Raw genomic sequence first — 19108 nt, forward strand, 5'->3', positions numbered from 1 at the left:
GGGCCTAGCGGAGCTGGCCGACGCGGTCCATCCACGCGCCGGTATTGCCCGTCGCGGCAAGGAACCGGGCGATCGCGGTTTGGGCGGGGCGGCCGGGACGATCTTCGGCGGACAGGATCAGCATCATCGTCGGCCTTGCGCGCAGCAACAGGTGGTCGCGGATCACGGCAAGCTTCAGCTGCGCATTGCTGCCGGACAGCATGGTGCCCGTGCGGAACCACGTTACCGCAAGGCGTTCAACCCGCCCGTGCCCCAGCAGCCGCTCGCTGCGCGCGTCCGGGAAAGCAGGACCGGCGCCTTGCCATGCCCACGGGCTGTCCGGCGTTAGGGCACCTTGCCCGAAGCCGCCCGCCTCGCTGCCTTCGCCCTGGCTGGCGTAGAACGCGATGAAGACATCCACTTCGCGGCCGGCACCATCCGCATAGCGGCCCAGCAGCCGATGCTCCGCCCCTTGCGCGCGCGGCTGCCACCAGATTTGCGGTTCGTAGTCCACCCGGTGCCAACCGGACACTTCGGGCAGATCGATCCGCTGCGGCATCGGCGCGGCCAATGCATCGGCTCCGCGCGCCCACAGCAGCAGCGCCGCCACCAGCGCCGCCATGGCGACCAGTGCCACGAAGGCGGGAATTTTCCCCCGCCCCTCGATACGGGTCAGCAGCGGGCTGGCCTGGATGCACGCGGCATCGATCATCGGCGCATCCACCGGCCGGTCGAAGAAGCGCCAACTGGCGGCGATCACCGCGCCCAGAACCAGTGCGAAGAAGATCCAGCCATAGACGATGTGGTCGAAACCGGACGCCTTTTCGGCGCCGACGAACTGGGCGGCATAGATCGTCGCCCATGCCCGCACGCCGTTGGCCAGCACCGGCACCACCACGCAGGCCAACATGAACAGCGCCCGCCTGCGCCATCCCACGAAGCAGACATTGGCCGCCAGCGTGCCGAAAGCGATCATGGCGATCAGGAACTTCACGCCCGAACAGGCCTCCGCCACTTCGAACAGGCCCGCCGGGGTATCGATGAACACCCCGTCAATCCGCGCGTCGATGCCGGAAAGATGGGTAAGCGCCACGGTGATCGCCGCCGTCAGGGTCTGCAGAACTTCGACAAGTTCCTCCCCGAAGGGCACCAGGAATCCCATGTAGCAGAGCGGGAACAGCAGCCCCGCAGTCACGCGGGGGCCAAGCAGCAGTGGAACCGTCGCGGCCAGCAGGCCGACCGCGCCCGCCTGCCGCGCGAGGTCGAGGCCCGACAGCGCACCCAGCAGCCACAGGAAACCTGCGCCGGCGAAGGGGATCAGTCCCGGTGCCCAGACACATGGCGTCAGCCGCGCAAGTTCGTCCCGCCTTTGCCATACCAGCCAGCCGAGGATGGGCGGGATCAGCACGACGTGATTGTACGTGGAAATATCCCACCATTGGCGGGCCATTGCCGCCCAGTCGGGCAAGAACACCGCAAAGAGCGCCAACCATGCGACAGTCACGCGCACCAGCGCCGGGCGCCAGCTTTCCGGCATCATGGTCATGTGCAGGGTCGGCGCCAGTCGGCCAGCGTCAGGCGGCATCGCTGAGCCCGGCAGGCTTGCACCCCATCAGCCCCGGCAGCGATGCAAGCGCGGCCTGCCAGCCGGCGTTCGCCTCGATCCAGGACCGCGCGTTGCGCCCCATCGTGGCCGCCCGCGCCGGATCGCCGGCCAGCGTGCAGACGGCAGCCGCAAGCGCGGCATCACTGTCCGCCACGGAAAATGCCCCCTGCCCGGCTGGAATGCCGGTAGCAGCACCCGGCGAAAGCACCACCGGCAGGCCCATGCTCATCGCCTCCAGCACCTTGTTCTGCACTCCGCGCGCAATTTCCAGCGGCACCAGCGCCATGTCCGCCGCCGCCAGGAAGGGCCGCACGTCATCCACCCGGCCCCAGACCCGGATACCATCGTGGCCGTCCCGGGCGACGAGCGAAGACGGCGGATTGCGGCCGACGACATGAAGGCTGGCATCCGGGAACGATGCCCGCACCACGGGCATGATCCGCGTGATGGCCCGCTCCACCGCGGCGATATTGGGGGCATAGTCCATCTGCCCGGTGAAGATCAGGCGCGGCCCTGGCAGCGCGGCCATGCGCGGTTCGGGCGCGACTTTGGCGGGATCGTAGAGATCGCTGTCGATGCCGTTGCCCAGTGCGCGAACGGTGCAGGACGGATCGGCCAGTCGGGCGCGGAACAGCGCCGCCTCCGCCTCGCTCACCAGCAGCGTCGCCGCCGCGCGCCGGGCGATCCGGGCTTCCTCGGCGGCGAGCAGGCGCCCTTCGCGCCGTTCCATCCAGGCGCGAAAGCCGCGTCCGTTGGCGCCGTAAGCCTCGAACTTGGCCGAATCGACATCGACCAGATCGGCGACCACCCGGCCCGCGAAATCGGCTGGAACATATTGGCCGGCTTGCCCGGAAAACAGGTAGATCGCGCCAATCGGCCGCGTGCGCAGCGTTTCAGCGACCCAGCGCGCCATCCGTGCATCGTGAAAGGCGGTAACGCTCAGCGGCGCGCCGCGTGCCAGCGACTCCAGCCCCGCGCGTGCCAGCGACTTGCCGCGATCGAGCAGCAGGTGGCTGGTCGCCAGTTGCGCCAGATCGCCCTCGCTCGCTCGGTCGGCCGGATCGTCGGCAAAGCAGCCGACGTGGACCGGCGCCAGTCGCGCCAGCGCCTTCAGGATGTGGTGCGACCGGATCTTGTCCCCGCGATCCGGCGGAAACGGGATGCGGTGGGCCAGGAACAGGATTTCCATCAGCCGATCCCGCGCGCGATCAGCGGCCCCAGCCGGTTGGCGATCGCCAGCGGCAGGCGTTGCCACACCTTGATCTGCAGCGAGAGGCCGGCGCTGGTGGGATCGGCATCGCGCCTGCCCGCACCGGGCGCGGTCCATGCGGCATAGCTCAGCGGTTCAGGCTCGAAGCCCCAGTTGCGCTTGAAGTGATAGGCGCCGCTGTTGGTCTTGGACCGGCCGAAGTCGAAATGCGTGGCACCGCGCGCGCGGGCATGGCGCATCAGTTCGAAATACATCCGGTCATTGGCGCGCAAGGCGCGCGCGGCGTGGGTGCCGCCGCCCCAGTAGGGCATCACCGCGCCGCGATGATAGAGCGAGATCACGCTGGCGACGGGCACGCCCTGATGCCGCACCGTCAGAATGTCCGCATCGGCGCCGAATGCGTCGACAACCGCGTCCAGCAACGCGCGGGGGAAGACCGGAGTGCCGAGGTTGCGATAGCTTTCGGCAAAGACCGCGTAATGCGCCGCGCGGTCGCGCTCTGCCGTGCCGACCTCGATTTCGAGATCGAAGCCAAGGCTCTTGCGCACTTCGGCGCGTTGCTTGCGTGGAATCGCCAGCAGTTCCGCCTCGTCATCCACGGCAAGCGGGCGGGCGAAGTTGCAATGGCTCTCGGTCTTGCGTGCCCAGCCCGGCCGCACATCGGGCAGAACGCCGCCGCGCAGTTCGATGGCGGGGCAGGACAGGCGCAACGCCAGTTCCTCGAGCGCCGGGAAGATCGCGTCCGGATCCGCTTGATCGGTGGTTAGCAGCCCACCGCCGACCGCGAAGCCGCTGGAGGCCAGCAGCCGCCCGAATACCGGAGAGTGGATGGCATTGAGTGGCAGGAAAGCCGCGATCTCCCCCTGCTTTTCCTGCACCAGCGCCATTGCGCGATTATCGGTTGCCTTGGCGGCAGCGACGAACCAGCACGGGCGATGGAACGGCGTGGCGTCCGGATGGCGCGCCAGAAACCCATCGAGCCGCGCCAGATCGTCCGGGTCGGCAAGGTCAAGCAGGCGGAGACTGGCGGGCAACGAAAACGGAGCGTTCATGCCGCTAATGCTTCAGACAGCATCGGGGCGACCGCCGCTTCGCGCGCGGCCAGTTCGTCCATGCGGCCCCAGCGGAATTCGCCCACCAGCCGCCGTAGCTTGTCCGCCATCACGCCCAGATTGGTGTAGTGCCGCAGGCGGGAGCGCAGCGGGGCGTTGTCTACGCGCGGCTGGCCGGGGTCTATCTCCCACGGGTGGAAATAGAACGCCGCCGGGCGTCCCTGCCCATTCACCTGCCGGATCGCCCAGCGGGAGAAGGCATAAGGCAGCACGCGGAAGAACCCGCCGCCGCCAGCCGCCAGCCGGCACCCGCGCAGCAGCGCGGTGGTGACCGGAATCTCGACGAAATCGGCACCCGCGATGGGCTGGAACGCGAAGCGCGGGGCTTCCCGCCAGCCGTAGTGGTCATGCACCACCGGCGCCACGCTGGACGAATAGCGATAACCCTGTTCGGCCAGCACGTCGAAAGCCCAGGGCGTGCGCGCATCGATGGAGAAGCTGGGCGCGCGATAGCCGGTTACCGCAGCACCGGCGGCATCCTCGATCGCCTTGCGCGCACGCGACAGGTCTTCGCCGAAGCGGCGCGCATCCATGCGGAACACCCGTTCATGATCCCAGCCATGACTGGCAATCTCATGCCCCGCATCGACGATTCGGCGGATCATCGCCGGATGCCGTTCGGCGATCCAGCCCAGCGTGAAGAAGGTGCCAACCACGCCCGCCTCGGCAAACAGCGCCAGGATCTCGTCGCAGTTGCGCTCCACCCGGCATGGCAGCGAGGGCCATTGGGCGCGGTCGATCACGGTTTCGAACGCGCCGACCTGAAACCAGTCCTCGACATCGACCGAAAGCCCGTTGATCACCTGCCCGTCCGTCGGGCGCACATCGCGCATGTCTCGCTCCGTTAACGGGACGCCGGGTTGGATCAGGCCGCCGCGCGGTGGCCTTCGCCGCCCTCGAACCATTCGATCAGCATGGTCAGCATGTGGCGCAAGGTCGCTTCCTGCTCCGCCAGGCGCGCTTCCAGACCGGCGACTTGCGCCTGGGCCTGCGCAAGCTGATCCGTCAAGGCAGCCAATGCCGCGCCATCGTCCTGCCGGGCCGGCGCGTTTCGCGCTTCGTCGGCAACAGCGGCCAGTTCCAGAACCGCACGCTGCAGTTCGTCGATCTGCATGTCGCGATGCGTCAGCGCTGCCTCGATCATCGCGGCGGTCGCTGCGGTATCGATGGCGATCGCGGGCGCAGCCGCCGCGAAGGCCGGAGCTGAAGTCTGCGCTGAAGTCTGCGCGGCCCCCTGCACCGATGCGTCGGACTGCGGGCTGACCAATGCCCGGGCGCCATCGTCATCCAGTTCGCCCAGCACTTCGCGCAGCATCTCCGCGTCGATCCGCGTCTTCTGCTCCACCGCGCCCAGCAGCAGCAGGCGATTGAGCACCTGGTTGATGCGGCGCGGAATACCGCCGGTGGCCGCATGGATTTCGGCATGGACGTCGTCGTCGAAAACGGGCTGCCCCTGCCAACCGGCGCAGGCCAGGCGATGTTCGACGTAAGGCTTCACTTCGCGCACGGTCATCGCCGTCAGGTGATGGGTCGCGATCACGCGCTGGCGCAGCTGCTCCAGCTCCGGGCTTTCCAGCAGCGTCGCGCGGAATTCCGGCTGGCCCAGCAGCAGCGTCTGCAACAGCGGATGCGCGCCCAGCTGGAAGTTGGACAGCATCCGCAGTTCCTCGATGGCGCTCACCGAAAGGTTCTGTGCCTCATCGACGATCAGCAGGCAGCGCCGGCCGGCGCGCGCCTCCGAATGCAGGAAGCTTTCGATCGCGCCAAGCGCGGAGGCCTTGTCATGCCCCGCCACCGGCAGGCCGAATTCCTGCGCGACGACGTGGACGATCTCTTCGCCATTCAGCGCGCTGGTCACCACCAGCCCCACGGTCAACTGCGCGGGATCGATCGTTGCCATCAGGTGCGCCACCAGCGTGGACTTGCCCGCGCCAACCTCGCCCGTGATGACCACGAAGCCCTCTCCCTGCGCCAGGCCATAGCCCAGGTAGGACAGCGCCTTGCGGTGCGTCGCGCTCTCGAAAAAGAACGCCGGATCGGGGGTGAGTTGAAAGGGCCTCGCCCGGAGCCCGTAGAAATCTTCGAACATTTCTCTGTTCTCCCACGAAACTCTTAAAAACTGTACCTCAACCCTGCCAGGGCAGATGCGGTCCAATAATCTTCACCGAATGAACCGTCACGGCTCGCCCCGTCCAGGCTCACCGCCACCGTCCCCCGCAACCTGCGCGCCAGCATCCGGTAATAGGACGCGCTGACACCGTAGCCGGACACATCGCCCGTCAGGGAATCGTTGCTGGACAGCCAATTGGCATAGGCGCTGGTGGACCAGCCCGCCTCTCGGCCCAAGCGGCCGGACAGATAGGCGGCAACCCACCAGTTCTCGTCGATCACGCCATCGGCAGCGGCCAGGACCGAATCCTGACGGGCGATGAAGCGGCGATTGTCGTAGCCGAAGCCGATGCCGGCATCGATGCGGCCGATCTTGTGCGACCAGTTGGCCGCGAACCCGCGCGCGCGAAATACTGCGGAGCGCACCGATCCCAGCGTGCCGGAAAGGCAGTTTCCGCCGTCCAGAGAGGACACGCAACCGCGCAAATCGCCGGTCACCGGATCGCGCACGGCCTCGAAATCGTCGGGCAGCTGGTCGATCGCGCGATTCAGCTGGCCGCCAAAGCCGGACAGGTTGTTGTAGACCACCAGGTTCACGCTGTTGCGGTCGTTCGGGGCCCAGGCCAAGGTGCCGCCATAGGCCGTGCCGCCGTAGCGCCGGCCGAAATGCGCGGTGAGCGAGGTGCGCGGGCTGGGCCGCCACATCACCGCCACGTCCCAGATCAACCCGCTGACGTCATAGGCCAATTCGCGCGGCTGGCTCTTGTCGGTCTTGTAGCGGCCATTGCGGCCGATCACCGGATTGCCGTCCGCATCGCGAAGCACATCGCGGCTGGAGACCTGCACGTTCTCATAGCCCAGCGCGCCCACCACCTGCACGGTGCGGCTGACGGGCACCGTCACCAGCCCCCGCACCTGCGCATCGCGCACGCGCTGGTCCAGATTCGACACGTCTTCCTGATAGAAGCTGCCCGCAACGCCAAGCCCAACAGGAGCGATGACGTAAGGCGCGACGCCGGCCTCGGCATCGGCCACTTGCGTAACGCTGTGATCGAAGATGTCGGTCGCCGAAGCCCCCGGCGTGGCGACATAGGCGTTGGGCTGGTCGACCTTGGTATAGCCCGCCCGGTAATCGGCCGAGAGGTCGATATCGCCGGCCCGCGTCTTGAACGAAGGGCCACCATAGACCGAATAGATATTGGTGCGTGATTTCGCCGGAACCAGACCGCCGGACAGCGCCGCACCGTCATTGTCGACGCTGGTCTGGGTGGCAAGAGCGCCCGCCTCCAGCGTCAGGCCCGGGGCGATGGTGGTATAGCCGCGCGCGACGCCACTGATCACGTCGCCGTTGGTCGCCTTGCCCCAGCCGATCTGCTTCTGATAGCGGACCGATGCCGCCAGCGCGTTGTTGCGCCCCGCTATCGAGGCATCGACACCCGCCGCCAGTTGCGTCCAGGTCAGCACGTCATCGCCCGGCGAAAGCTCCGCCGTGACGATCTGGTCCACCTCGATATAGGGCGTGACTTCCAGCCGGCGCGTGGCCTTGGTGCCGCCACGGCCCTTGCGGCCAGCGGATTTGCCGGGCGTACCGGCATCGCCGCCCGCGCCACCGGCGCCACCGTCCGAAGCAGAGGAACCGCCCGTAGGCTCATAGCCCGTGGATTGGGCCAGAGCAGTCGCGGGTATCAGGGCAATGGAAACAAGCGCACCGGCAAGGCACGCCACGGAACGTCCGAACTTCATCCACTGTACCCGTAATAGGCGCCGAAGCGGCGGCCGCTCGGGCTGAACTGGGCAGCGTTGAGCAGGAGTTGAACATTGGGGCAGCCGTCCAACAGCGAGACGGCATCCTCCAGTGCGCCCTGCCCGGTACGGTCGGCGCGCACGATCACCACCACCTGGCCGACATGCTTGGCCAGTTCGGCGGCGGGCGATGCGGCCAGCGCGGGCGGGGAATCGAAGATCACGATCCGGCGCGGCGCGCCCTCGGTCAGCCGCGCCAGCACTTGCGCCGCGCGCGACGTGCCAAGGTATTCGCTGTCGTTCACCGTGGTGTCGCCGGCGGGCAGCACCCAGAGGCCGGGCACATCGGTGCCCAGCACGCAATCGGCCACGTCGATGCTTTCGTCCATCAGCGCGTCCATCAGCCCGTGTCCGCCCGGCAGCCCAAGCGTGGAAAGGATCGACGGCTTGGCGAAATCGGCATCGACCAGCAGGACCTCGCTCTCCTTCTCGGCGGCGATGGCCAGCGCAAGGTTGAGCGCGCAGTAGGTCTTGCCCTCGCCCGGATGTGGCGAACTGATCAGCACGCGCTGCGCGGCGGCACCGGCATTCTGGCGGCGAAGCTCGGCCGCCTGCACCAGCAGGTGGCGCTTGACGATGCGGAATTCTTCCAGAAGCGCGGTCACGGCGCCTTCCGGCACGATCAGGCCCTGATCGCGCAGCCGCTCCCGGTCGATCGGATGCCTTGGGCCGATGAAGGATACCGGAGCGATCGCGTCTTGAACGGGAGCCTCGGTGACGGGAGCCTCTACGGCCGATTCCGCAACCGCTTCTGCCGCCGAAACCTCCGATTTCGTCGGCGTAACGGGCTTTACCGGGGCAACCGGCTTTACCGGCGGCAGCGGGCGGACCGGCGGTACCGGGGGTATCGAAACCGCCGTGCGCATCATGCGGGTAAAGTCGAAGCGGCCGGCCGCGCGCTCGATCAGCGATTCGCGCGGCTTGGCGCCGGCATCCGGACCCTGGTTTTCGGGAACGGCCTGATCTTCGGGAACCGGAAGCTTGCTGTGTTCGGTCATCGTCGCCGTATCCTCAAGCCACCGTGCCGCGCTGGATGAATTCCATCGCCAGCAGCACCACGAACAACGCCCCCAGGGCGGCACCGGCCCCGCAGAACTGCTTCAACCGGCGCGCACGCACGGCCCGCGCCCCATCGGTAAGGTGCTGCGAAATCGCGCCCAGCACCGGCAGGCCCGTCGCCTGTTCCAGCTTGCCGGCCGTCGCGAAGACGGAGCGGATGCGGCCCAACGCAAAGGCTGCGGCGCAACCGCCACCGATGCCGACCAGCAGGACGCCGAACAGCAGCAGCGGGCGATTGGGCGCCACCGGCTTGCGCGGGCTCGTCGGCGGGTCGACCACCTGGAACTTCACCGCCTCGCGTCCGGTCTTCACTTCGCCGCGCAGGCGCAGTTCCTCACGGTCCTGCAGAAGCTTGTCGTACTGGTCCTTGAGCACGTCGTAGTCACGGTTGATCCGCTGCGCCTGCGTGGCCAGTTCGGGGTCCTGAATGGCCGATGCGGTCAGCGAACCGATGTCGGACTGCAGCCCCGCCTTGCGCGCGACCAGCGCCTGCACCGCCGCCTGGCGTTCGGCGCGGATCGACTGGAGCGAGCTGTAGGCCGGGTTCGGTGTGCCGCCGCCGCTGGCCGCTTCCTGCGCCGCCGGGCCTTTCAGCGCGGCAACCTGGTTGCGGGCGGCGATCACGTCGGGGTGATTGTCGGTAAGGCCGCGTGCCTTCATCGCGGCAAGGTCCGCCTGCGCGCGTGCCAGCGCCGCACCGGCGCCGCTGCCGGCCGTGCCGGGGATCGTGCGCGGGGTGCTGGCAAGCTGGCCGTCCATGGAGGCAAGCGCGCTCTGCGCCGCCACCAGATCGGCCTCCACATCGCGAAGCTGCGTGCGCGACGAATCCAGCCGCTGCACGACCGCAGCACCGCCCTGCGCCAGTTCCGGATGCTGGGCCTCGAACGCGGTGCGGCGCTGTTCGGCGCTTTCCAGTTCGGTCTCACGCTGGCGAAGCTGCTGGTTCACGAACGCCAGCGTCTCCACCATGTCGCCCTTGTCGCCGGCGAGATTCTCCTCGCGGAAGATGTCGATCATCTTCTGCGCGATCTCATGCGCCAACGCGGCGTTCTCCGCGTCGGAGAATGAGCCGTAATCCGCCGTGGCGCTGATCTGGAAAAGGTTGTCCTCCTGGCTGACCACCTTCACCTTGTTGCCCAGCCGCAGCACCGCCGCTTCCATCTGCGCGGGCGAATTGACGGTGGCGCCAAGGCGGGTGCCGCGCACCACCTTCTCCAGATTGACCGCGCTGGTCAGCGTCTGGCGGATGCGTTCGATATCGCGCTTCTTGTCGGCCACGCCGATGCCGACCTGTTCGGCCAGGGCATCGTCCAGCTGGATGAAGATGCGTGCCTGCGATTCGTAGGCGTTGGGAATCAGGGCCACCAGCAACCAGCCGACCAGGCTGATCGCCCAGGCCACGGCCAGCGCGATCCAGCGTCGATGCCAGATGCTGTGGATTGCGCTGAGCAGTTCTTCGTAGAGGCCGTTCATGTCGCCCTAGGCCCCTTTTAGAACATGCTTTCGGGAATGATGATCACGTCACCGGGGCTGAGCATGACGTTCGCCTTGCTCTGGCCCTTCTTCAGCAGATCGCTGAGGCGCAATGCATATTCCTTCTGCGTGCCGCTGGCCTTGTCGAACCGGATCAGCTTGGCACGATTGCCCGCCGCATATTCGGACAGCCCGCCCACCGCGATCATCGCGTCAAGCACGGTCATGTTCGCGCGATAGGGGATCGACGCCGGCTTCTCGGTGGCGCCAACGATGCGGATCTGCTGGCTGAAGGTGCCGGAAAAGCCGTCCACGATCACGGAAACCAGCGGATCCTCGATATATTGCGAAAGCTGAAGGCGAATGTCCTCTGCCAGCATCGCCGGGGTCTTGCCCACCGCCGGCATGTCCGCGATCAGCGGGGTGGTGATGCGCCCATCGGGCCGCACCTGCACCTTCGCGCCCAGTTCCGGGTTGCGCCAGACAAAGATCGTCAACTGATCGAGGGGCCCGATCACGTATTCCTCGCCCGGCCCTTCCTGCATCGCCACGAACTGCGCCGGCGGCAATTCCGGGCGCGAGGCCGCGTCTGCGCAACCCGTCAACACCACGCCGGCCAGCGCGGAGCCGCCCAGAAGGCGGAAAATTCGGGACTGCAGCATAGGTTCTTCCCTCCAGCACCAGCACGCCCGGGGGCAACACCCGTGACGCGCGTGGCAGAATCCAGCCTCCGCTATCGGTTAAAAGGGTGAACATTGCGTTAGCCAATTCACCCCAATTCGGGAGTAGTCCCGAGTTGGGACAGACTTCGCGCTAATGTTGAAACCGCCGTTACACCAGCATTTCGCGCGCGGGTCCTTGCCCCAGGAACGTCGCCGGGCTGGCGCTGGCGCCGTAGGCCCCCGCGCAGAACACCGCGATCAGATCGCCCACGCCGGCCCTTGGAAAACCGCCCTTGTCCGCCAGCTTGTCCAGCGGCGTGCAGAGGCAACCGACGATCGAGGCTTCCTCCTCCACCGGCGCATCGAACCGCGTGGCAATGGCCGACGGATAGTTGCGGCGCACTACGGTCCCGAAATTGCCCGAAGCGGCAAGCTGGTGATGAAGCCCGCCATCGGTGATCAGGAAAACCTCGCCATGGCTGATCTTCCGGTCGATCACGCGGGCGATGTAGACCCCTGCCTCTCCCACCAGATAGCGGCCGAGTTCGATGCAGAAGTCGGTTTCGCGCAGGATTTCCGGCAGCGATTCGAACCGCTCCGCCAGCCGCGCGCCCACTTCGGAAAGGGCCAGCGGCACGTCGCCGGGGAAGTAGGGAATGCCCAGGCCGCCACCCAGATTGCAGTGCGGCAGTGCCACGCCACTCGCCTCCGCCAACCGCGCGGCCAAGTCGATGGTCTGCCCCTGCGTTTCGGCAATCGCCGCCGCATCCAGCGCCTGCGAGCCGGCAAAAATGTGAAAGCCGCGCCATTCCGCGCCACTTGCGATCACGTCGCGCACCATCGCCGGCACCCGCTCGGCATCCACGCCGAAGGGCTTGGCTCCGCCGCCCATCTTCATGCCCGATCCCTTGAGGTCGAAATCCGGGTTCACGCGAATGGCCAGACGCGGCGTCCGGCCCAGCTTTTCACCGATAGCCAAGGCCCGCCGGGCCTCAGCCTCCGATTCAAGGTTGAGGGTGCAGCCGGCCGCGATCGCCGCTTCCAGTTCGCGATCGCGCTTGCCGGGGCCGGCGAAGCTGACTTTCGCCGGGTCGATCCCGGCCCCGCGCACGATCTCCAGTTCTCCGCCGGAAGCGATGTCGAAACCGTCGACCAAGCCGTTCATCAGCGCCAGCAGCGGGCCGAACGGATTGGCTTTCACGGCATAGTGCAGCGCCAGTCTTTCCGGCATCGCCGCGCGCAATTGAGCGACGCGGGCGCGGATGAGATCTGCACTGTAAACGAACAGCGGCGTGTCGCCGGCCTGCTCCACCCAATGCGTGACCGGCTTGCCCCCCACGGCGAGCACGCCGTCAATGCCTGCGTAACCGGCCGGAATCGGCCCCAACGGCTTCACGAGGCCATCTCCGCCAATTCAACAGCCAGACCGGTGCGATCGACCTTGCCATTGGGACCGATCGGCATGGCATCGCGCCAATGAATGACTTGGGGAATCATGAAATTAGGCAATTCTTCCTTGAGCTTACGCGGCAATTCTTCTTCCGATCCTGAAGTTCCAGGCGCAGCGCGGACGACAAGGTGAACCGCCTGCCCCAACCGTGGATCGGCCACACCGAGCGCAACGGCTTCTGCAACCAGACCCGTGCCCAACGCGGCCTCCTCCACTTCCTGCGGGCTGATGCGATTGCCGGCCGACTTGATCATGGCGTCACGACGGCCCACGAAATAGAGCAATCCATCCGCCTCGCGCTTCACGCGGTCGCCGGACCAGACCGCCATGCCGCCGTAGCGCGACGCTGTCGGCGCGGGCTTGTAGCGCTCCGCCGTACGCTCCGGATCCTGCCAGTATCCTTGCGCCACAAGCGGTCCGGAATGGACAAGCTCACCCTCTTCCCCATCCTGAGAAATTTCACCCATATCATTGATAACAAGCACTTCTGCATGAGGGATGGCCATGCCCATCGAAGTGGGGTGGCTGTCGATCAATGCAGGATCGAGGTAAGTGGAGCGGAAAGCCTCGGTCAGTCCATACATCGCGAAAAGCCGCGCGTGCGGGAACAGCACGCGCAGGCGCCGCACAAGATCCACCGTCAGCGCGCCGCCGCTGTTGGTCAGGCGGCGCAGCTTGGCCGCAGTCTCCTCTGGCCAGTCGAGTTCGGTGATCTGCACCCAGAGCGGTGGCACGGCAGCCAAAGTGGTGATGCCGTGGCGCTCCACCGCCTTCACCACATCGCGCGGCATCAGATAGTCCAGCGGCACCACGCATCCGCCCGCATACCATGTCGAAAGCAACTGGTTCTGCCCATAGTCGAACGACAGCGGCAGCACTGCCAGCGTGCGGTCGTCCGGCGCCAGGCCCAGGTATTCGTGAACGCTCTGCGCGCCCAGCCACATGTTGGCGTGGCTGAGCATCACGCCCTTGGGTCGGCCGGTGGAACCGCTGGTGTAGAGGATGGCGGCCAGATCGTCGGGATCGGCCTGCGACGGAGCCAGATCGCCGCCAAGCGCTTCTGCGCCAGCAAGCGCCACGCCTTCCTCGACCAGACGGCAGACTGCTGGAACATCGCCCTCACCCAGCGTCGTCAGGCGCGCGGGCGTACCGATCAGCATCAACGCCCCGCTGTCGGCCAGGATATGCGCGACTTGCGCGTGCTTCAGCAGCGGATTGATCGGAACGTGCACCAAACCGGCCCGCGCGGCGGCCAGCGGCATCAGACAGGCAAGCTCCCCCTTGGCCGCCCATGTGGCGACGCGCGCGCCTTTGGCGGGAATTTCGCGCGCCAGCCATGCTGCAAGGCGAGAGACACGTGATCTTAAGGCCTTGTAGTCCAGCGTCTCTCCACGCAACACCAGCGCCGGGGCATCGTCTGCCCCACGCAACGCCAGATGGTCGAGCGGCAGGATCGGGTTTTCGGGACTGCCGCTCATGGTGAGGAAAGGCTCCGCAAGAGGTTCGTAGCTACGTGGTAAACGTCGATTATCACCGCGATCTTAAGCAAGTGCAATCGGACGGCCAGCTAGCGCTCTGGCTTTCCGAGAGCAACCAGCGCGCGCCTTTCGACCGGCTGGAATGGTTTTCGATGCTGGCCGACCACTGCGGCATCGCCCCGCTGATGGCCGTGGCGCGCGACGGAAATGAATTCGCGGTACTGCCGCTGACCGGGAAATCAGGCGAACTTTCTGCGCTATCCAATTGGTATTCCTTCCGATTTCGTCAAATTTCCGCGAAGTCCGACACCTTGCTCGCCGCGCTGGCCAGCGATCTTCGCAAGCGCGCGCATCGCGTGACGCTGCATGGCGTGCCCGATGAGGATGGCAGTGCCGCACGGCTGGAGCAGGCCTTCGGCAAGGCTGGCTGGATGGTTTCGCGCACGCGGTGCGATACCAACCACGTGCTGCTGATCGCGGGGCGCAGCTATGACGAATACATTGCCTCTCGCCCCGGCCCCTTGCGCACGACGCTGAAGCGCAAGTCCGGCAAAGTGACGACGACGGTGCTCGATCGCTTCGATGCCGAGGCCTGGGCAGCCTACGAGGATATCTACGCCGAAAGCTGGAAGACGGCCGAAGGCAACCCGGATTTCCTGCGCGCCTTCGCCATGGCCGAGGGGCAGGCCGGGCGGCTGCGTCTGGGCGTCGCGCATGTCGACGGAGAGGCGGTTGCCGCGCAGATGTGGACCGTGGAGGGCGGCACCGCCTGGATCCACAAGCTGGCCCATCGCGAAAGCGCCAAGCCGTTTTCACCCGGATCGGTGCTGAGCGCGGCGCTGTTCCGTCATGTGATCGACATCGACCGGGTCGGCCAGATCGATTTCGGCACGGGGGACGATCCCTACAAACGCGACTGGATGGAAATTGTGCGACCGCGATACAGGTTGGAGATGTATCGGCCGCTCGATCCCAGAAACTGGCTGCATATCGCCAAACTCGGCGCGCGCCGCCTTGCCGCAGCCGCGAAGCGCGGCTAGAGGCGCGGGAGATCAAGACAATGCCCGAAGAGAGGGGCCATGCAAGACGATACCGACCTGCTGCTGCGCCGCATTCTGACGGACGTGCTGGGCCTCAAGCAGGGACAAGCCGAGACGTTTCAGGCCGATACCGGCCTTTTCGGACATCTGCCCGAACTCGATTCGATGGCGGTGGCCGGCCTGTTGACCGAGTTGGAAGACCGGCTGGACATCATCATCGAGGACGACGAGATCGACGGCGAGATGCTGGAGACCTTCGGCGGCCTGCTCGAATTCGCCAAGGCCAAGCGCGCCACGGCCTGAATTCCGCCTTGAGGGGGATCGCAGGATGACCCCCCTCGCCTGGCCCTGCCCTCTGCCGCACGACGGCGCGAGCGATGAATACGCGCTCGCCTTCGATCGTGGCCGCGCGCTACGCGTTCTGGTGGTGCCTGCCCTGTTCGACGAGGCGAACCGCTTGCGGCGCTTTTGCGCCGAAGTGATGCGACGGCTCGACCGGGGCGGCATCGATGCATTCCTGCCCGACTTTCCCGGCACCAACGAAAGCCTGCGCGACCTGCGCGATCAGGATGCCGAGACTTGGCACGCGGCGATGAACGCCGCCGCCGCTCATTTCGGCGCCACGCATGTGCTTGCCCTGCGTGGCGGATGCCTGTTCACCCCGGCCGGGCTGCCGTCATGGCACTATGCCCCGGTGAAGGGCGCCAATATCCTCCGCTCCATGTTGCGAGCCCGCATTCTGGCAAGCCGCGAGGCCGGGCGAGAGGAAAGCCGCGAAGTGCTGACGGAAATGGCGCATCGCGATGGCATCACGCTTGCCGGCTATCCGCTGGGCCCCGCCCTGTTCCGCGACCTGGAAACGCTCGCCCTCGATCCGGCCGTTCCCGTAATCGCTCAAGAACAAGTGGGCGGCAGCGGCCTCTGGCTGCGCGCCGAGCCGGACGAGGATGCGGCGCAGGCCGATGCGCTTGCCGCGCTGCTGATCGAGGCCATGCGCGCATGAGGCGGCGACATATCACATTCGCCTGCGAGGGCGCCGAACTTGCCGCGACCATCGACGAGGCTGCGGGCGACACGGCCCTCCTGATCGTTTCAGGCGGCAACGAAACGCGCGCCGGGGCGTGGAACGGTCAGGCCCTGCTCGCGGCTCGCGTGGCGGCAGCAGGCTATCCCGTCCTGCGGTTCGACCGGCGTGGCGTGGGTGACAGCGAGGGCGAGAATCGCGGGTTTCGTGCCAGCGGTGCGGATATCGCGGCGGCTATTGCTGCGTTTCGAGCCGAGTGCCCGCGGGTCTTACGCATAGTCGGCTTCGGCAACTGCGACGCGGCCTCTGCGCTGATGCTGAGCGGAGGAGCGGAGCTCGACGGGCTGATCCTCTCGAATCCGTGGACTTTCGACGCGGATGCCGCTGACGAAGCGCCTTCGGAAGTCGTGCGCGATCACTATCGGCGGCGGCTTGCCGATCCGGCGGCACTGAAGCGCCTGCTTACCGGGAAGGTCTCCATCGGCCCCTTGTTACGCAGTCTGGTGGCAGCTGCTCGCCCTGCTCCCGCCGTGCCAAAGGGGCTTGCGGCAGAGATTGCAGCTGGGGTTGCGCAGTTTTCAGGCTCGGTACGGTTCCTGATTGCCGGTCGCGACCGGACAGGCCTTGCCTTCGTGGCCAACTGGGACAAGCGCGATGCCCGGCTGCGAACATGCGCGGATGCCACGCATAGCTATGTCGAGCCGGTGGCGCAGGACTGGTTGGTGGAGCAGGTGCTGGAGAATTTACGCGTCGTTTAGATAAGGCAGCCGGGCTCAGATCGGAAGTAGGAAAGCCTCCGCGTAACCAGCCACATCACTCTTCGTCGCCCCCGCGAAGGCGGGGGCCCCGCTGCCTTTTCTCCACACCGCGAAGAACAAGCGGAATCCCCGCCTTCGCGGGGATGACGGGGGTTTGGTCTTCGGGTTTTGGGATGAAGCGCGAAGAGGGAGAGCGTCGTCCGACGCTCTCCCGCCTCAAAACGCTTACGCCTCGACTTTCGCCGCCTCGGCAAAGTCGCGGTGGGCGAGGTAGCGCTCGGCGTCGAGCGCTGCCATGCAGCCGGTGCCGGCGGCGGTGATCGCCTGGCGGTAGGTGTGGTCCATCACGTCGCCACACGCGAAGACGCCCGGAATCTCGGTCTTCGGCGTGCCGGGTTCGACCAGCAGATAGCCGGTCTCGTCCATCGGCAGCTTGCCCTTGAACAGTTCGGTCGCCGGCGCGTGGCCGATGGCGACGAAGGCGCCGTCGGTCAGGATTTCGCTCTGCTCGCCGGTATGGGTGTCGATCAGGGCCAGCGCGCGCAGTTCGCCGTTCTCACCTTCCATGAAGCGCTCGACGCGCTTGTTCCACACGACCTTGATCTTCGGGTTGGCGAAGAGGCGGTCCTGAAGGATCTTCTCGGCGCGCAGCGTGTCGCGGCGGTGGATCAGGATCACTTCGTCGGAGTGGTTGGTGAGGTAGAGCGCTTCCTCCACCGCGGTGTTGCCGCCGCCGATCACCACGACCTTCTTGCCGCGATAGAAGAAACCGTCGCAGGTGGCGCAAGCCGAAACGCCCTTGCCCGAAAGCTCCTGCTCACCCGGAACGCCCAGCCACTGCGCTTGCGCGCCGGTAGCGATGACCAGGGTGTCGCCTTCGTAGATGTCACCCGAATCGCCCACGGCCTTGAAGGTCGGACCTTCCAGATCGACCGAGGTGATCACGTCGTACATCATCCGCGTGCCGACATGGACGGCCTGCGCCTCCATTTCCTGCATCAGCCAGGGGCCCTGGATCACTTCGCGGAAACCGGGATAATTCTCGACATCGGTGGTGATGGTCAGCTGGCCGCCCGGCTGAAGGCCCTGCACCACGATCGGCTGCATTCCCGCGCGCGCGCCGTAGATCGCGGCGGAAAGTCCGCCGGGGCCGGAACCGATAATGAGCATGCGGGTCTTGTGCGTGGTCGCCATTTACGAAGCCTCCGGCGTAAATCTCGTGAAAATCGTCGGGGCGCGAGATAGGGCCAAGACCCCCGCTTTGCCAAGCGTTGCGGCCCTCATGGAAATACTTGATCCCCGCAAATCATCGCTTCGCCGTGGTTGACGGCCCCCTCCTGTCGGCCCACGCTCTGCCGATGGACACGCAACTCGGCCCGACTTCCAATCACTTCGTCTCGCAGCGGCTGCGGCTCAACTATGTCGACTGGGGCAATGTCGACGCGCCGCCGCTGATCCTCCAGCACGGTGGACGCGACCATTGCCGAAGCTGGGACTGGGTGGCCGAGGAACTGCGGCGCGACTGGCACGTGATCTGTCCGGACCTACGCGGACATGGCGATTCCGAATGGTCGCCTGAGGGGCACTACGGCATGGACGCGATGGTCTACGACTTCGCGCAGCTGGTGCACACGCTGGGGTACGAGAAGGTGACGATTATCGCCCATTCGCTGGGCGGCGGCATCGCCACGCGCTTCACCGGCCTGTTTCCGGACAAAGTGGACAAGTTCGTCAATATCGAGGGGCTCGGCCCGCCGCCGCATATCCGCCGCCAGATGGAAGAACGCGGCGTGGGTGAACGGATGCGCCAGTGGATCGACGACAAGCGCAAGGCCGCCGGCCGCACGCCGCGCAAGTACGCCACCCGGCGCGACGCCTATGAACGCATGAAGGAGGAGAATTCCTTCCTCACCGACGATCAGGCCCGTCACCTGACCATCCACGGCACCAACCGGAACGAGGACGGCACCTGGAGCTGGAAGTTCGACAACTACGTCAACATCTGGTCCGTCTCTGACATGCCGTCGAGCGACCTTGTGGATCTTTGGCAGGCGATCACTTGCCCGATGCTGATGCTGTGGGGGAAGAACAGCTTCTCTCAGAGCCCCTCTATCGATGGGCGGATCGACTATTTCCCGACCGCGCAACTGGTGGAGTACGACGATGCCGGCCATTGGCTGCATCACGATCAGTTCGACCGTTTCATGGCGGACGTGAAGGGATTCCTCGCGGTCTGAAACGTCCGAATGTGCGATGATCGCAATCGCGATTACCCAATCGCACAGTTTGGCGATGCTTGTATTGCTGATAATAACTATGCTTAGTATCTGCGCCACCTGAGTCTC

The 19108-nt window shown here is 66.3% G+C and carries 17 protein-coding genes; 5 read left to right on the top strand and 12 right to left on the bottom strand.

Translation table 11 applies throughout. The features are described from left to right. Positions 1 to 4: 4 nt before the first annotated feature. The 11 genes from xrtA to WBP06_RS08395 form a co-directional block, all read right to left on the bottom strand. The gene (gene xrtA, locus WBP06_RS08345) at positions 5 to 1564 is read right to left on the bottom strand and encodes an exosortase A (protein ID WP_395333721.1); all 1560 of its coding nucleotides are present in this window, start codon (positions 1562 to 1564) and stop codon (positions 5 to 7) included. Next, positions 1554 to 2777 carry a TIGR03087 family PEP-CTERM/XrtA system glycosyltransferase gene (locus WBP06_RS08350; RefSeq protein WP_395334092.1) on the bottom strand — a complete coding sequence of 408 codons (1224 nt, stop codon included), beginning with the start codon at positions 2775 to 2777 and terminating at the stop codon, positions 1554 to 1556. The genes xrtA and WBP06_RS08350 overlap by 11 nt, the downstream gene beginning before the upstream one ends. Beyond that, positions 2774 to 3847: a FemAB family XrtA/PEP-CTERM system-associated protein gene (locus WBP06_RS08355; protein ID WP_395333723.1), complete on the bottom strand. Its 1074-nt coding sequence runs from the start codon at positions 3845 to 3847 to the stop codon at positions 2774 to 2776. The genes WBP06_RS08350 and WBP06_RS08355 overlap by 4 nt, the downstream gene beginning before the upstream one ends. Beyond that, a complete protein-coding gene (locus tag WBP06_RS08360; protein ID WP_395333725.1) occupies positions 3844 to 4740 on the bottom strand; it encodes an XrtA system polysaccharide deacetylase in 897 nt (298 codons plus the stop codon). The genes WBP06_RS08355 and WBP06_RS08360 overlap by 4 nt, the downstream gene beginning before the upstream one ends. Before the next feature lie 32 nt (positions 4741 to 4772). Next, a complete protein-coding gene (locus WBP06_RS08365; RefSeq protein WP_395333727.1) occupies positions 4773 to 5996 on the bottom strand; it encodes an XrtA/PEP-CTERM system-associated ATPase in 1224 nt (407 codons plus the stop codon). 23 nt (positions 5997 to 6019) lie between these two features. Continuing rightward, positions 6020 to 7759, bottom strand: a complete 1740-nt coding sequence (locus WBP06_RS08370) for a preprotein translocase subunit YajC (RefSeq protein WP_395333729.1) — start codon at positions 7757 to 7759, stop codon at positions 6020 to 6022. After that, on the bottom strand, positions 7756 to 8817 hold the full coding sequence (locus WBP06_RS08375) for a capsular biosynthesis protein (protein WP_395333731.1): 1062 nt from the start codon (positions 8815 to 8817) through the stop codon (positions 7756 to 7758). Before WBP06_RS08375 ends, WBP06_RS08370 begins: the two co-directional genes overlap by 4 nt. A 13-nt stretch (positions 8818 to 8830) precedes the next feature. After that, a complete protein-coding gene (locus tag WBP06_RS08380) occupies positions 8831 to 10351 on the bottom strand; it encodes an XrtA system polysaccharide chain length determinant (protein ID WP_395333733.1) in 1521 nt (506 codons plus the stop codon). A 17-nt stretch (positions 10352 to 10368) separates the two neighbouring features. After that, complete coding sequence (locus WBP06_RS08385; protein WP_395333735.1) at positions 10369 to 11013, bottom strand: XrtA/PEP-CTERM system exopolysaccharide export protein; 645 nt, start codon at positions 11011 to 11013, stop codon at positions 10369 to 10371. A gap of 169 nt (positions 11014 to 11182) precedes the next feature. Then, positions 11183 to 12409, bottom strand: a complete 1227-nt coding sequence (locus WBP06_RS08390; protein ID WP_395333737.1) for a pyridoxal-dependent decarboxylase, exosortase A system-associated — start codon at positions 12407 to 12409, stop codon at positions 11183 to 11185. Beyond that, a complete protein-coding gene (locus tag WBP06_RS08395; RefSeq protein WP_395333739.1) occupies positions 12406 to 13941 on the bottom strand; it encodes an acyl-CoA ligase (AMP-forming), exosortase A system-associated in 1536 nt (511 codons plus the stop codon). The genes WBP06_RS08390 and WBP06_RS08395 overlap by 4 nt, the downstream gene beginning before the upstream one ends. 35 nt (positions 13942 to 13976) lie before the next feature. Between WBP06_RS08395 and WBP06_RS08400 the strand changes: the two genes are divergently transcribed. Genes WBP06_RS08400 through WBP06_RS08415 form a run of 4 tightly spaced genes read left to right on the top strand, consistent with a single transcriptional unit; the run spans position 13977 to position 16763 of the window. Further along, positions 13977 to 14981, top strand: a complete 1005-nt coding sequence (locus WBP06_RS08400) for a GNAT family N-acetyltransferase (RefSeq protein WP_395333741.1) — start codon at positions 13977 to 13979, stop codon at positions 14979 to 14981. Positions 14982 to 15020: 39 nt separating this feature from the next. Then, positions 15021 to 15284: a phosphopantetheine-binding protein gene (locus WBP06_RS08405; RefSeq protein ID WP_395333743.1), complete on the top strand. Its 264-nt coding sequence runs from the start codon at positions 15021 to 15023 to the stop codon at positions 15282 to 15284. A 25-nt stretch (positions 15285 to 15309) separates the two neighbouring features. After that, a complete protein-coding gene (locus WBP06_RS08410; RefSeq protein ID WP_395333745.1) occupies positions 15310 to 15984 on the top strand; it encodes a hypothetical protein in 675 nt (224 codons plus the stop codon). Beyond that, positions 15981 to 16763, top strand: a complete 783-nt coding sequence (locus tag WBP06_RS08415) for a hydrolase 1, exosortase A system-associated (protein WP_395333747.1) — start codon at positions 15981 to 15983, stop codon at positions 16761 to 16763. Before WBP06_RS08410 ends, WBP06_RS08415 begins: the two co-directional genes overlap by 4 nt. Positions 16764 to 16988: 225 nt before the next feature. On the opposite strand, the gene trxB is transcribed toward WBP06_RS08415, so the two are convergent. Then, positions 16989 to 17957 (bottom strand): thioredoxin-disulfide reductase, encoded by a 969-nt coding sequence (gene trxB, locus WBP06_RS08420; protein ID WP_395333749.1) that lies wholly within the window; start codon positions 17955 to 17957, stop codon positions 16989 to 16991. A 164-nt stretch (positions 17958 to 18121) separates the two neighbouring features. Here trxB and WBP06_RS08425 point away from each other — a divergent pair, with 164 nt between their 5' ends. After that, a complete protein-coding gene (locus WBP06_RS08425; RefSeq protein WP_395334094.1) occupies positions 18122 to 19000 on the top strand; it encodes an alpha/beta fold hydrolase in 879 nt (292 codons plus the stop codon). Positions 19001 to 19108: the final 108 nt, after the last annotated feature.

The sequence above is a fragment of the Novosphingobium mississippiense genome, from assembly GCF_044029535.1.
GTDB lineage: Bacteria > Pseudomonadota > Alphaproteobacteria > Sphingomonadales > Sphingomonadaceae > Novosphingobium.